Origin of the sequence: Bradyrhizobium sp. B120 (genome assembly GCF_049075665.1) — a bacterium.
GTDB lineage: Bacteria > Pseudomonadota > Alphaproteobacteria > Rhizobiales > Xanthobacteraceae > Bradyrhizobium.
This window is the reverse complement of the sequence record NZ_CP185242.1, coordinates 6,081,271-6,094,880: the sequence shown is the minus strand read 5'-3', so window position 1 is coordinate 6,094,880 and position 13,610 is coordinate 6,081,271. Positions and strand designations below refer to the sequence as shown.

Genomic DNA, 13,610 nt, shown 5'->3' with positions numbered 1-13,610 from the left:
AGCTCCCCTTCATACCCTGTCCATGTTATGCCGGATAGTTGCTGGCGATAAGCCGTCATATCTCTTCTACGCAATGCGAAGCATTTAGAAGAGGAGCACCGCAATGACCGGCGTCCTTGGTGAAGGAAACGATCGCAGCGACGTATCCAGGCAAGTTCACCCGCGGCAGTCCGCTGAGCAATTCTCCGAGACGAATACAGTCGGATTGCATCGCCGAGCGTTCTTGGCTGCCGGCGCAACCGCTGCGGTCCTCGCCGCCGGCCAGAGCTTCGCGCAGAGCCAGCCGCCGGTTGCGCCTGCTCCGACGAGCCAGCCAGCGATGCCGAGCAACGTCAAGGTGGAACGGCTGGACGGCTCAATTCTCGCGATCGGCATTCGGCAGGACAACGACAGCGTCGAACTGTCGAGCGTTATCGGCTTGGGCCGTTTGATGTATATGCTCGATCACGATGACGCCCTGCGTGTCGCGGTCCTCTACTCCCAAGGTCCCGACTTTGTCGGCGGCGTCCTTGATGCCGTAAGCTGGGCACCAGTCCTGCGTACCGGTCGCTTCCCGGACACTCCCCAGTTCGTCAATCCCGTCGGCACCATCCCGCCGCGTCGAGAGAAGCCGCTCGTGGTCGCCGTGCAGGGCAAGTGCCAAGGCGCAGGCCACGAGCTTTTTCTCGCCGCCGACGTCCGAGTTGCCGCAAGCAATACCGTATTCGCCCAGCCGGAAGTCACCCGCGGCCACTTCCCGGCCGGTGGCGCGCCGATCACGTTTGTCCGCGAAGCGGGTTGGGCGAATGCAATGCGTTACATGCTGACAGGCGACGAATGGGGCGCCGACGAGGCCTACCGAATGGGTCTCGTTCAATTCGTGACGCCGCCCGGAAAGCAACTCGATCGCGCGATCGAGGTCGCTCGAAAGATCTCCGCCGCAGCCCCGCTCGGCATTCGTGCGACAATGAATTCAGCGCACCGTGCGCTCAGCGAAGGTCAGGAAACCGCGTACGCGGCGCTGTTCCCCGAACTTGCCCGACTTGCACAGAGCGACGACCACGAGGAATATTTCCGCGCGCAACGGGAGAAGCGTGCTCCCGCCTTCCATGGCCGCTGATCGATGACGCCTGGATCGTTCGCCCGGCCGCTTAGGGGATTGCCCCGTTGTGCGGCATGCGCAATCGGGCGCGCAAAGCACCCGGTGACTGCTTGAACCATCGCCTGAACGCGCGATGGAAGGAACTCACATCCTTGAAGCCGAGATTGTCGCTTACGCAGACCACCGGCTGTCCTTGCTCGATTTGCTGATAGGCCAATTCCTTCCTCACCGCGGCGAGCAACTCCGTATAGCTGGTCCCTTCTCGTTTCAGGCGGCGGTAAAGCGTCGGCCGACTGACATGCAGTGCGCGGCACACATCGCCGATACCCAAGCCCCGGTGCAGGCTCAAGCGAATGCGCTGGCGCACCTTGCCGACAAAGACGTTCTCGATCTCAATTTTCTGCAAGGCCTGTTGGGCACGCTCCTGCAGAACCTGCTTGAGGTAGGAGTTGGCGCCGCGGATCGGCCGGTTCAGAACTTCCGACGGCAAATGCATGCAGGTGATATCACCGCCGAACGAGAGCGCGTTGCCGAACACCTGCGCGTATCTTCCATGATAGGACGGGCGCGGAAACGCAAACGTGCAAGCGGCGGGTGTGACGTGGATGCCGGTCTGCTCTGCTATCCACGTCACCAGCGCGCTCATGCTGCGCTCGAGGGCGGGCCGGGGGTATGCCCTATCTGGCGCGAACGAGATGGTCAGGACGAGGGAGCCGCCGCGTATGCTGGACACCCAGCGCTCCGACGGGTTCATCAGGGCAATGTGGTGTTGGAAAACCTGCAAGGCCTCGCCCACGTCACGGCAATGGCAAAGCAAGCTAGCCAGTACACCACGCATCGAAGGGTTGTAGGTCTGCCCAACGAGAAGGCCGATATGAGGCACTTCTGTGCTGTTCGCCGCCGCCCGCCACAAGGTCAGCAAATGTGCCTCGGGAAGGCGCTGCTCCTGCGCAGGCGGGGCGCCGACGCTGCAGTCGATCATGGCCTCGCGGTCGAGGCCAGCCTTCAGCAGTTGGCTTTTGGTCGCGGCGCCGCTGGCAAGCAGCAAATCGTAGAGATCGAGCACGGCAAGGGCGGATACGGTGACGCGCGAACGCATCGCATGACATTCCTTGATGACCGGTAGCGAAGACTACAACAGGATTGGCGCCGAGCAAACGCCCGGCAAGAGCCACGTTGCAACCAATCGCCATGCGATTGATCCCTGAAGCCATGTTTCGCGTGCGCGTTGCGCCGTAATCTTGGCCGCGCCGCAACAGCATGGAAACTCGCAAATGCTCGACGTCCCGCAAACCTGCAAGATCAGGACAGTGACCGATCTGCGTAAGCTGATTTCGGAGCCGCCCGCGATGATGCGCCGCCGGTTGCAGCCACGCATTGACGATCACTGCATGACCGTGATCCGGAGCGCATCGGTGTGCGTGGTCGGATTCGCAGACCAGGCTGGCTTTGCCTTCATCAATCTCCGCGCCACCCCGGTGATAACGGTTGAGGCCGATCGCGTCGACCTGGTCTGGCCGGCAGGCCTCGAATTGCCGGCAGCTCTGGCCCGGGGGGAGATGCTTATTGGCAGCCTGTACTTCATCATGCCCGGCATCGGTTTCGCCTTGCGAGCAAACGGCCGCAGTACGGCGCAGCAGGGTGAAGACGGAGCGGCACGGCTGGCGTTCCAGGCGGATGCTTTCTTCCTGCACTGCTCCCGCGCAAAGGTGCGTGCCAAATTCTGGGAACCGCGGGCCGGAGCGCCGCGTTCCGGTGAAGCCGGAGCGTCAGTCCTGTCCGACGCGGCCTTGGCATTCGTCTCACGTTCTCCCTATCTGCTGCTGCTGACGCAAGATCCCGCCGGCAAGACGGAACTCTCGCCGCGCGGCGATCCGGACGGCTTTGTTCTGGCACTCGACCCCGGCACGCTTCTGATCCCCGAGCGGCCCGGCAACAAGGTCGCGTGCACGCTCACCAACATCCTCGCGCATGAGGCGGTGACGGTCGCTTTTCTGATCCCGGGCTCGCCCACCGTACTGATCGTTGACGGTCGCTGTTGGCTGACAACTGAGCCGAGCCTGCTGGAGCGAGTCGCTGTCCAGGGCAAGGCGCCCAAACTCGGCATGGTTCTGCATGTCGGTGAATACCGCTTCCAGCATAGTTCCGCGCTGGTCGAAGCGGGGCTATGGTCTAACGAGACCCATCTGCGCGAAAGCGACATTCCATCTTTCTCCAAGATGCTGGCCGAGCATATGAATGGCAGGGGAGTGCTCGGCAAAGCGACGACGCTGGTCGTTGATGCGGTCGTCAAGCACGATCTGAAGCATCTTTACTAGAGAGCATGCCGCCGTGACCCTCAGCGTGCCTGAATATCTCCAGTCGGACGCAACAGCACTCGCCCGTCTGGTGAGGGCCGGTGAGGTCTCGGCCACGGAGCTTCTGGAGATCGCCGAGGCCCAACTCGCGCGCTTGAACCCAAAGCTCAACGCCGTCAATCTGACGATGGCGGCTGAGGCGCGGGCGCGAGCCAAACAGTCTCTTGTCGGGCCCCTTGCCGGTGTTCCTCTGCTCATCAAGGACGCGATCCAGGATTATGCCGGTCTCCCGACTTCCAATGGCAGCCGCGCGTTCCGCCACATCATACCCGAGCAGCATTCCACGTTCGTGCAGCGCCTCATCGACGCCGGCGCTGTCATTATCGGCAAATCGAACACGCCGGAATTGGCGCTCAAGGGGGTTACCGATCCAAAGGCGTTCGGCGTGACGCGAAATCCCTGGGATCTTTCGCGCACGTCCGGCGGCTCCAGCGGCGGCTCGGCTGCTGCCGTCGCCGCGGGGATCGTGCCGATGGCTGGAGCCAACGACGGCGGCGGTTCAATCCGCATTCCGGCCGCCTGTTGCGGCCTGTTCGGGCTGCGGCCCTCGCGCGGCCGCGTTCCGCCCGGGCCGGGTGTCAGCGAAATCTGGGAGGGCGCTTCGAGCGATCACGTGCTGACGCGCAGCGTGCGGGACTCAGCTTTGGCGCTCGACGTGCTTTCCGGATCCGCGGACGGCGATCCGTTCGTCATTGCACCTCCCGCGGCCTCCTTTGCCGAGATGGCCGCGCGCGAGCCACGGCGACTGCGCGTGGCGTTTAGCGCGATGTCTCCGCTGGGCACCGACGTGCATCCAGAGGCCGTAGCGGCCGTGACCCAAGCGGCGAAACTCCTCACGTCACTTGGACACGAGGTGGTCGAGGATCGTCCGAGCTACGACGGACTGGCCCTCGCGCGGTGTTATCTCGAGATGTATTTCGGCCAGGTTGCGGCAACCCTCGCCGATGCCCGCGAAGCCGGTGCCAGGACCGAAGATTTCGAGTTGGCGACCCTTCTCCTCGAAGCATTGGGCAAAGCCGCGAATGCAGGAGCGTATGTGCGCAGTCATCGGCGCTGGAACGAGTTTGGGCGCGCTCTCGGCCAGTTTCACCGGCGTTACGACCTCTTCCTGACACCGACGATCGCCTTTCCGCCCGTCGACCACGCCACGACAGTGATGCCTGCCGCGCAGCGGACCGTGTTGTCGTTTCTGCTGAAGAGCGGACTGTTGGGTGTCATGGCTCGCGTCGGCCTGATGGAGGGGGCGCTTGCCAACCTGGCGCGCCAGAACCTGACGCTCGTGCCCTTTACACAACTCGCCAATTTGACGGGGACGCCGGCCATGAGCGTGCCGCTGCATTGGACGGCCGAGGGCCTGCCGCTCGGCGTCCAGTTCATCGCTGCGTTCGGCAACGAGGCGCTTCTACTGCAGCTCGCCAGTCAGCTGGAACGCGCGCAGCCCTGGATGCAGCGGCTGCCGCCGCTGGCGTTTCCATCATGAGCAGGGCAGGCTGAGATTGCCCGGTTGCTTCATGGCGTGCCTCTCCTGTCCTAGCGGACGTGGGCCAGCGGAATACTGACTTCGGCGAGCAGATCGAGATCAGCCTCGTGATCGATCTGCACATACTGTCCGTTCCAGTAGGTGAGGCCGGACAGGCGGTGCGACACGTCCATGCTGGACAGCCGGCCTACGATGATGCCGTGAGAGTGCCGTTCGATGATCTCCTCCACCTGGCATTCGACCGTGGCCAGCGAATGGTCCAGCAGCGGGACGCCGGAAGCACCGGAGGTCCAGGCCGTTCCGTCGAAACGCTGCCTTCCTTTCAGGCGGCTGTCGCTGAACCGTTCCGCGAGCGCCTGCTGGTCCGAGCCGAGGATGTTGACGCCGAACAGCCGGTGGCGGGCGATCGGCTCAAAAGAGGAGGCCTGCCGGTTGATGCTGACCAGGAGCCGAGGCGGCGCGGCGCTCAGCGACGTCAGCGAGGTGACGGTCATCCCGGAGATGTCATCGCCGCGTCCCGCTGTGATGACGCAGACGCCGCCGGCGAGGCGCCGCATCACCAGCCGAAACTGCAGCTCGATCTCGTGATCCGCGTCGACCAAATGGATGTCCGGCTTGCTCATCGGGTCTCTCCCTCTCGTCGCCGCCGGATCTGCTTCCGATCAGAAGAAGCCCTTGGCGGGTAGCAGCGTGCCGCTGATCTCATATTGCCCGATCGAACGGGCCTTGAAGGTGTTCGGGTTGTGCGAGGCCAAGGTCCGCGCGTTGCGCCAGTGGCGGTCGAAGTTGGTCGCCTTCTTGGTGGCGGACGCGCCGCCGACATCGAACAGCAGGCTGCCGCTGCGGATCGCCAGCTCATCGGCGACAATCTTGGCTTTTGCCGAGAGCAGCGCGGCCTTGTGCGCGGCGTCGATAGCAGTGGGATCGCCGGCGTCGAATGCATCGGTGGCGGCGCCGAGGGCCTCGGCTGCCGCGAGCACCACGGTCTCGGCGGCAAACGCGCCGCTGGCGATCTGGCCGACGGTCCGCTGCAACAGCGGGTCGTCCACCGGAATCTCGCTCGCTGCATAGTAGAACGTCCGCTTGCGCGATCGCACCAGTTCGGCGGCGTCCTGCAGCACCGCGCGCGCGATGCCGGCGTTGATGGCGGTCAGGAACAGCTGCGCGAACGTGTTGGCGTAGGGAATGCCGTAGCCGGCGTCAGGGGCGTCGAACACCGCCTCCTGGCGCTTGACGCGCACGTTGCGGAAGTGCGTGGTGCCGGTTGCGGTCAGCCGCTGGCCGAGCCCGTCCCAATCGTCGATCAGCTCGATACCCTCGCGGTTGACCGGGATCAGCACCGCCGCATTGGCGCCTGTCGTATCGGCGGTGCGCACCAGCACATAGTCGGAATAGAGCGTGCCGGTGCTGTAGTATTTGGTGCCGTTGAGCAGATAGTCGTCACCGTCGGCGGTCAGCGTGGTGTTCGGCGTGACATTGCCGACCTTCGGGGTATCGAGTTCGGTGGCCGCGAGCCCAATGATCGCGCCGTCGGCGACGGCCTTCTGCCATTGCCGGTGCTGCTCGTCCCTGGGACGGCGCACCAGCCGTTCGACCACGCTGAAATGGTTGCGCAGGATATGCGCGACGTTGGCATCGGCGGCGCCGAGCCGGATCACGAGTTCGAACAGCGTGCGGATCGACGCGCCCGCGCCGCCGACATCCACAGGAAGCCGCAATGCGCCGAGACGCGCCTTGCGAATGAGATCGACCTCGGCGAAGGGCAGAATACGTTCGCGCTCGCGTTGACTTGCTCCCTCGGCGATGCGGCTCAGCAGCGCATCGATGTCAGGGGATTGGCTATCCAGGCGATCGGACGGCTGCAACGAGGTGGCGGATATGGGCTTGTTCATGGATGTCGGCCTGGGATGATGATCTTGCTCAGTTGCGCATTCGACTGCGGTCGAACTGGGATCGTTCAGATGACGCAAACTGTCCCACGATTTTTCGCCAACAGAAATAGAGCGGTATTTCAATTGTCGTGAGATTTGGAGTTTTCTGATTTGTCCGCGCGCGCGGCGCGACAAGGAAAATCTTTTGATGCGACGTTGCTTGATCTCCTGCCGCGTCTTCGTGAAAAAGCGGAGCGACAAGGCGCAATTCGGAGGCCGCCAATGACGATACGACCGCTTCGCTTCGGGATCTGGGCACTGGTGCACGGTTCGCGCGCTGCCTATCAGGATCCCGAGGAACCCTACGATGCATCATGGGAACGCAATCGCGACCTCGTGATCGCGGCCGAGGCGCTCGGCTACGACTCCACGCTCATCGCGCAGCACACCATCAATCCGCATCAGGAGGATCTTGATCAGCTCGAAGCCTGGAGCGCCGCTGCCGCACTTGCCGCGCTGACCAGCCGGATCGAGATCATTGCCGCCATCAAGCCCTATCTCTATCATCCGGTCGTGCTGGCGAAGCTAGCGCTCGGGATCGAGAACATCAGCCGCGGCCGCTTTGCGATCAATCTGGTCAATGCCTGGAACCGGCCCGAGCTCGACAAGGCCGGCATCGGCTTTGCGGAGCATGACGCCCGCTATGCGTACGGCCGCGAGTGGATCACCGTGGTGTCGCGCCTGATGCAGGGCGAGCGGCTGACCTACAAGGGAGAGCATTTCGATGTCAGGGACTATGTGTTGCGGCCCGGCAGCCTCTACCGGCCGCGGCCATTGATCTATGTCGGCGGCGAATCCGAACCGGCGCGCGCCCTGGTCGCCGATCACGGCGATGTCTGGTTCATCAACGGACAGCCGCTCGACGACGTCGCCGGCCTGATCGCCGACGTGGCCGCGCGGCCCAGGGCCACGGCTCCGCTTCGCTTCGGGCTGTCTGCCTTCGTGGTTGCGCGCCCGACGCGTGCTGAGGCGGAGGCGGCCTACGAGCGGCTGCTCGATCTCTCCAGAAAGGATGCGCCGATCAAGGCGATCCAGAAGCAAAACACCGATCCCAAGGTGGTGATGATGCAGACCATGCAGAAGTCGGCGCGGGTTGGCAGCAATGGCGGCACGGCTGCGGGATTGGTCGGGAGCTATGACGAGGTGGCGGCCCGCATCCAGGGCTTCCATGCCGCCGGCATCGAGCTCTTCATGTTGCAGTTCCAGCCGTTCGAGGCGGAGATGAAGCGCTTTGCGCAGGAGATCATCCCGCGCGTTCGTGCGCGGTCACTCGCCGGTGACAAGCCGGCACATCTGGCCGGCGCGCGCTGATGCGTCAGGCGCGCGTGGCTGTCGCCGGTTGTCGCGCAAAACGGCTGACCGGCCGCGGCAATCCAAAATGCTCGCGCAGGGTGGTGCCGGCATAATCGCGCCGGAACAGCCCCCGTTGCTGCAGGATCGGCACCACGGTGTCGACGAACACGTCGAGCCCGGTCGGCAATACGTCCGGCATCAGGTTGAAGCCGTCCGCCGCGCCCGCCTTGAACCAGGCCTCGATGTCGTCGGCGATCTGCTCGGGCGTGCCGACGATGATCCGGTGGCCGACGCCACCACCGAGGGCGCGCAGCAATTGACGGACGGTGAGATTGCCGCGGCGCGCGATGTTCACCGTTCCCTGAAACATGGTGTGGTTGGCGTTGGCCGGCAGCGGCAGAGGATCGGGCAGGGGCTTGTCGAGATCAAGAATAGCTGGGTCGACCTGCAATGTGCCGGCCAGTCGTGCAAGGCTGTATTCGATCGGAACCAGCTCCCAGAGCTCGTCTTGCCGCCGCTTGGCTTCCGCTTCAGTGCTGCCGATGACGGTCGCGAGTCCCGGCAGAATCACGATGGAGCTTCCGGCGCGGCCGTGCGCGGCAGCCCTGGCACGCAGATCGCGCGCATAGGCGACGCCTTCGTCGATCGTTTGCGCCAGCGTGAACACGGCTTCGGCCTGCGCGGCGGCGAGGTCGCGGCCGTCGCTCGATCCGCCGGCCTGAACGGTGACGGGACGTCCCTGCGGCGAACGCGGCACGTTCATTGGACCGGCCACGCTGTAGTGGGTGCCGCGATGTCCGATCGGGTGGACCTTCGTGGTGTCGACGAATCGCGCCGCCGCCTTGTCGCCGACAAAGGCATCGTCTTCCCAGCTGTCCCACAACGCATGGACGACTTCGGCGAACTCCTTGGCACGGTCGTAGCGTGCCTTGTGCTCAAGCACGGTGGGAAGGCCGAAGTTGCGGCTGGCTGAAGCATCCGCCGTGGTCACCGCATTCCAGCCGGTGCGGCCGCCGCTCGCCAGATCCAGCGTCGCGAAGCGGCGCGCGATATTGTAGGGCTCGTTGTAGGTCGTCGACGCCGTCGCGATCAGCCCGATATGGCTGGTCGCGGCGGCGACGGTTGCCAGCACGATGGTCGGCTCCAGCGACATGAACGAGCGGTAGTCGATGCGGTCGGTGATGGCGGGCGTGTCGGCGAGGAAGATCGCGTCGAGCTTGCCGCGCTCCGCGATTTGGGCGACGCGCACGTAGTGGCCGACGTCGAAACAGGCGCACGGGTCGCTGTCGGGCAGTCGCCAGGCCGACGCGTAGACGCCGGAGTGCAAAAGGTTGACGTTGAGGTGAAGCTGACGATGAGACATGGCGGCCGTATCTGCGATGATGCCTGTCGCTAGATATCGGCATGATGCGCGCGGGAAAATGCATCGCGACCCGGAGCGCGCAAAAAGAAATATCCGTCCCCGCCGACGAGCCTTGTGCGCAAGCTCGTGTCGCGTTGTCCGCCGGTGACGTAACATCCGGCGTGCGGCGACACGAATCTTCTTTGCTCGGCAAGGCAGGTGAAAGCTTCGTCCAACTCTTCGCAAATATCTGAAATTGCCAGTCGGGCTCGCGCGCGCAACCATGTGTCGTGGCGCGCCTTGCGCCATGACCGATCCGCCGGGAGCTTTCCATCATGCCGAATCCTCATCGCGCCGAACGCGTGTCCGCGCCTGAAGGCTCGGTCGCGTTCGAGGCCGACGTTCTGGTGATCGGCGGCGGCCCGGCGGGGACCTGGGCTGCGGTCAGCGCCGCCGAGCGTGGCGCGCGGGTGGTGCTCGCCGACAAGGGATTTTGCGGCACCTCGGGCGCCACCGCCGCGGCGGGAACAGGCGTCTGGTACATGGATCCGGATCCGGCCCTGCGCGCGGCCGCGATGGCCAATCGCGAGAAGATGGGCGGCTATCTCCAGGATCGCCGCTGGATGTCGCGCGTGCTCGACAGCACCTATCAGCACAGCAATCGCCTGGCCGATTGGGGATATCCCTATCCGGTGGACGGCCGCGGCAAGTCGCAGCGCAACTCGCTGCAGGGCCCCGAATACATGCGCCTGATGCGCAAGCGCACCAAGCAGGCCGGCGTCACCATTCTCGACCACAGCCCGGCGCTTGAACTGCTCGTCGACCACGACGGGGCCGTCGCCGGCGCCAGCGGCGTGCGCCGGCAGAAGCAGGATCGCTGGACGGTGCGGGCCAAGGCGGTGGTGATCGCCACCGGCGGCTGTGCATTCCTCAGTAAGACGCTCGGATCGAATGTGCTGACCGGCGACGGCTATCTGATGGCTGCGGAGGTCGGTGCCGAATTCACCAGCATGGAGTTCTCCAACCCCTATGCGATCTCACCGGCGTTCGGCTCGGTGACCAAGACATTATTCTACGGCTGGGCCAGCTTCACCTATGATGACGGCAGCGTGGTGCCCGGTGCGGCGTCGAAGGGCGGACGATCGGCGATTGCGCGCGCCCTGCTCGAGGGCCCGGTCTATGCCCGGCTGGACAAGGCGGATGACGATGTGCGGCATCATATGCGCGTATCGCAGCCGAATTTCTTCCTGCCGTTCGATCGCACCGGGATCGATCCCTTCAAGGACCGCTTTCCGGTCACACTGCGGCTGGAGGGGACCGTCAGGGGGACCGGCGGCCTTCGTATCGTTGACGACAATTGCGCTACCAGCGTGCCGGGACTCTATGCGGCCGGCGACGCGGCGACGCGCGAATTGATCTGCGGTGGCTTCACCGGTGGTGGCAGCCACAATGCCGCCTGGGCGATGTCGTCGGGAGCCTGGGCCGGGCAGGGCGCCGCTGACTATGCCACTCAGGTCGGACCAGCTGCCAGGCGCACATTGTCGTCCGCGGGCGCCGCGGCGTTTCGAAGCCGGCAGCGCCGTGCATTCGCGCCGGCCGCGCTGGCGAGGGCCGTTCAGGCCGAGGTCTTCCCGTACGAACTGAACTACTTCCGCGAGGCGTCGCGCTTGCAGGGCGCGCTGGGGCGTCTCGACGCGGCGTGGCGCGATGTGTCGGAAGCGGATGCTGCCGACACATCTGAGATCGTGCGGGCGCGCGAGGCCGCCGCGATGCTGGCGACCGCGCGGTGGATGTACCGCAGCGCGCTCGCCCGTCAGGAAAGCCGCGGCATGCATCGCCGCGACGACTTCCCCGACCAGGACCGCCGGCAGCGGCACTATGTGACGACCGGCGGCCTTGACGAGATCTGGACCTCGGCCCGGCCTCATGCCGAGGCCGGCTATGCGGAGGCTGCGGAGTGATCGAGGTTGTCGACGGCGAGCGCTGTACGTCCTGCGATATCTGTGTCAACGTCTGCCCCACCAACGTGTTTGACAAGACGGACGGAATTCCGGTAATCGCCCGGCAAGGCGATTGCCAGACCTGCTTCCTCTGCGAGCTCTATTGTCCCGAGGATGCGCTGTATGTTTCGCCCTTTGCGGATCAGGCGCAGCCGATCGACCTCGTTGCGCTCAAGCAAACGGACAGTATGGGCAGCTATCGCCGAGCCGTGGGCTGGACCGATGAGACCAGCGATCGCCGCGGCGTCGACCGCAGCTATTTGCTCTTTGGTCATTGAGGCGCGGCCGCGCGCGTGGCGACCAAGACGACCTTATGGACTGACTGAATGAACGTGCATCAATCCCTGACGGCAGCGGAACCTGTCGAGACGCTGTCGCCATTGGCGCATCCGCGGACCGCGGCCGACGCCATGGTTCGGTTCGAGCAGGTCGCGAAAGCCTACCCGGCTTACCGCGACAAGCCGAGCGTGCAGGCGCTCAAAGACATCGACTTCGCGATTCCGCGTGGCTCGATCACCGGTGTGATCGGGCGTTCCGGTGCCGGCAAGTCCAGCCTGGTGCGGCTGATCAACGGGCTGGAGAAGCCATCGAGCGGTCGTGTCGTCGTCGACGGCCGCGATATTTCCGGACTTTCGGGCCGCGATCTGCGCCTGGCGCAACGCTCGATCGGGATGATCTTCCAGCATTTCAATCTGCTCTCGTCGCGCACGGCGGCCGACAATATCGCGCTGCCGCTCGAGATTGCGGGCTGGTCGAGGCGCGATATCGCGGTCCGCGTCGCGGAGCTGCTCGAGCTCGTCGGCATCGCGGACAAATATGATCGCTACCCGTCCGAGCTGTCGGGTGGCCAGAAGCAGCGCATCGGCATCGCCCGCGCGCTGGCGACGCGGCCGAACGTTCTGCTGTCGGACGAGGCGACGTCAGCGCTCGATCCGCAAACAACCCGTTCGATCCTCGATCTGCTGGCCAACATCAATCGCGAGCTTGGCGTCACCATCGTCCTGATCACCCACGAAATGTCGGTGGTGCGTCAGCTCGCCAAGGAAGTCGTGGTGATCGACGGCGGTCATATCGTCGAGCGTGGTCACGTCGCCGACATCTTCACCCATCCCGCGCATCCGGTCACGCAGGCATTTCTCTCCGAGGTGATCGGCGACAGCGTTCCGGTGTCGCTTGCAAGCCGCTTGCAACCGCGACCGGTTGCCGGAGGTCGCGCCGTCATTCGCGTCCAGGTTCGCGGTGCCGATGCCGGCGACACCATTGTCGCCCGCCTTGCGCGCGAGCTTTCGATCGACGTCGCGCTGCTATCGGCCCGGATCGATGAGATCGGCGGGCAACATGTCGGCTCGCTGTCGCTCGGCATTCCCGGCGGCGAGGCCGCGGCCGACAAGGCGGCATCATATCTCTCCCAGAACAACCTCCCGGCGGAACGGCTCGGCTATGTCACGTGAACTCCTCAACCTGATCGTTCAGGCCACCGGCGAAAGCCTGTTCATGGTGTCGATCGCCGCCTTGATCGCCACCGCGTTCGGACTTCCGATCGGCGTCTTCCTCGCCACCAGCCGCAAAGGGGAATTGTTCGCGGCGCCGGCGGTCAACAGCGTGCTGGGCATCATTGTCAATGCGACACGCTCGACGCCGTTCATCATCCTCGTGGTCGCCATCATCCCGTTCACGCGCCTGATCGCGGGTACCTCCATCGGCTCAGGCGCGGCGATCGTGCCGCTGACCATCGCCGCGATGCCATTCATCGCGCGATTGGTCGAGGCGGCGATCCGTGAGGTCGATGCCGGCTTGATCGAGACCGCGTCGTCGTTTGGCGCAAGCCCTCTGCAGATCGTGCTCAAGGTGCTTATTCCGGAAGCGCTGCCCGGCCTGGTGCTTGCGCTGACACTCGCGGTCGTCAGTCTGCTCGGCTATTCGGCGATGGTCGGCGCGGTCGGCGGCGGCGGGCTGGGCGACCTCGGCATCCGGTACGGCTACCAGCGTTTCATGCCGGAAATGATGCTCGCGGTCGTCGTCGTCCTGATCGCGCTGGTGCAGACGGTGCAGACGGCCGGCGACTATCTCGCCCGCCGCGTCAACCGCCGCCTGCGCCATCGCTGAGACCGGCCACGATCTCTTCG

General features: G+C 64.8%; 12 protein-coding genes. 8 read left to right on the top strand and 4 right to left on the bottom strand.

Annotation, left to right across the window (positions count from 1 at the left end; genetic code table 11):
• The first annotated feature begins 103 nt into the window (after positions 1 to 103).
• Entirely contained in the window at positions 104 to 1,099 is a 996-nt protein-coding gene (locus ACOIX3_RS28400) for an enoyl-CoA hydratase-related protein (RefSeq protein ID WP_420965292.1), read from the top strand.
• Between the two features lie 31 nt (positions 1,100 to 1,130).
• Here the strand turns inward: ACOIX3_RS28400 and ACOIX3_RS28395 are convergent, their stop codons facing one another.
• On the bottom strand, positions 1,131 to 2,180 hold the full coding sequence (locus ACOIX3_RS28395) for an AraC family transcriptional regulator ligand-binding domain-containing protein (protein ID WP_420965291.1): 1,050 nt from the start codon (positions 2,178 to 2,180) through the stop codon (positions 1,131 to 1,133).
• A 175-nt stretch (positions 2,181 to 2,355) separates the two neighbouring features.
• Between ACOIX3_RS28395 and ACOIX3_RS28390 the strand changes: the two genes are divergently transcribed.
• Together ACOIX3_RS28390 and ACOIX3_RS28385 are read left to right on the top strand one after the other, a co-directional pair.
• A complete protein-coding gene (locus ACOIX3_RS28390; protein ID WP_420965290.1) occupies positions 2,356 to 3,399 on the top strand; it encodes a pyridoxamine 5'-phosphate oxidase family protein in 1,044 nt (347 codons plus the stop codon).
• Positions 3,400 to 3,412: 13 nt separating this feature from the next.
• The gene (locus ACOIX3_RS28385) at positions 3,413 to 4,918 is read left to right on the top strand and encodes an amidase (RefSeq protein ID WP_420965289.1); all 1,506 of its coding nucleotides are present in this window, start codon (positions 3,413 to 3,415) and stop codon (positions 4,916 to 4,918) included.
• 50 nt (positions 4,919 to 4,968) lie between these two features.
• On the opposite strand, the gene ACOIX3_RS28380 is transcribed toward ACOIX3_RS28385, so the two are convergent.
• Complete coding sequence (locus tag ACOIX3_RS28380; protein ID WP_420965288.1) at positions 4,969 to 5,541, bottom strand: flavin reductase family protein; 573 nt, start codon at positions 5,539 to 5,541, stop codon at positions 4,969 to 4,971.
• A 39-nt stretch (positions 5,542 to 5,580) separates the two neighbouring features.
• Positions 5,581 to 6,810, bottom strand: coding sequence for an acyl-CoA dehydrogenase family protein (locus ACOIX3_RS28375; protein ID WP_420965287.1), 1,230 nt, complete (start codon positions 6,808 to 6,810; stop codon positions 5,581 to 5,583).
• A 261-nt stretch (positions 6,811 to 7,071) separates the two neighbouring features.
• Between ACOIX3_RS28375 and ACOIX3_RS28370 the strand changes: the two genes are divergently transcribed.
• A complete protein-coding gene (locus ACOIX3_RS28370; protein ID WP_420965286.1) occupies positions 7,072 to 8,160 on the top strand; it encodes an LLM class flavin-dependent oxidoreductase in 1,089 nt (362 codons plus the stop codon).
• 4 nt (positions 8,161 to 8,164) lie between these two features.
• Here the strand turns inward: ACOIX3_RS28370 and ACOIX3_RS28365 are convergent, their stop codons facing one another.
• Entirely contained in the window at positions 8,165 to 9,505 is a 1,341-nt protein-coding gene (locus ACOIX3_RS28365) for an LLM class flavin-dependent oxidoreductase (RefSeq protein WP_420965285.1), read from the bottom strand.
• Between the two features lie 314 nt (positions 9,506 to 9,819).
• On the opposite strand from ACOIX3_RS28365, the gene ACOIX3_RS28360 reads away from it, so the two are divergent.
• The 4 genes from ACOIX3_RS28360 to ACOIX3_RS28345 are packed head-to-tail and all read left to right on the top strand — an operon-like array spanning position 9,820 to position 13,590.
• Positions 9,820 to 11,445, top strand: a complete 1,626-nt coding sequence (locus ACOIX3_RS28360; protein WP_420965284.1) for an FAD-dependent oxidoreductase — start codon at positions 9,820 to 9,822, stop codon at positions 11,443 to 11,445.
• A complete protein-coding gene (locus ACOIX3_RS28355) occupies positions 11,442 to 11,762 on the top strand; it encodes a 4Fe-4S binding protein (protein ID WP_420965283.1) in 321 nt (106 codons plus the stop codon). Before ACOIX3_RS28360 ends, ACOIX3_RS28355 begins: the two co-directional genes overlap by 4 nt.
• Positions 11,763 to 11,810: 48 nt before the next feature.
• Positions 11,811 to 12,935, top strand: coding sequence for a methionine ABC transporter ATP-binding protein (locus tag ACOIX3_RS28350; RefSeq protein ID WP_420965282.1), 1,125 nt, complete (start codon positions 11,811 to 11,813; stop codon positions 12,933 to 12,935).
• On the top strand, positions 12,925 to 13,590 hold the full coding sequence (locus ACOIX3_RS28345; protein ID WP_097675480.1) for a methionine ABC transporter permease: 666 nt from the start codon (positions 12,925 to 12,927) through the stop codon (positions 13,588 to 13,590). Before ACOIX3_RS28350 ends, ACOIX3_RS28345 begins: the two co-directional genes overlap by 11 nt.
• The last annotated feature ends 20 nt before the right edge of the window (positions 13,591 to 13,610 follow it).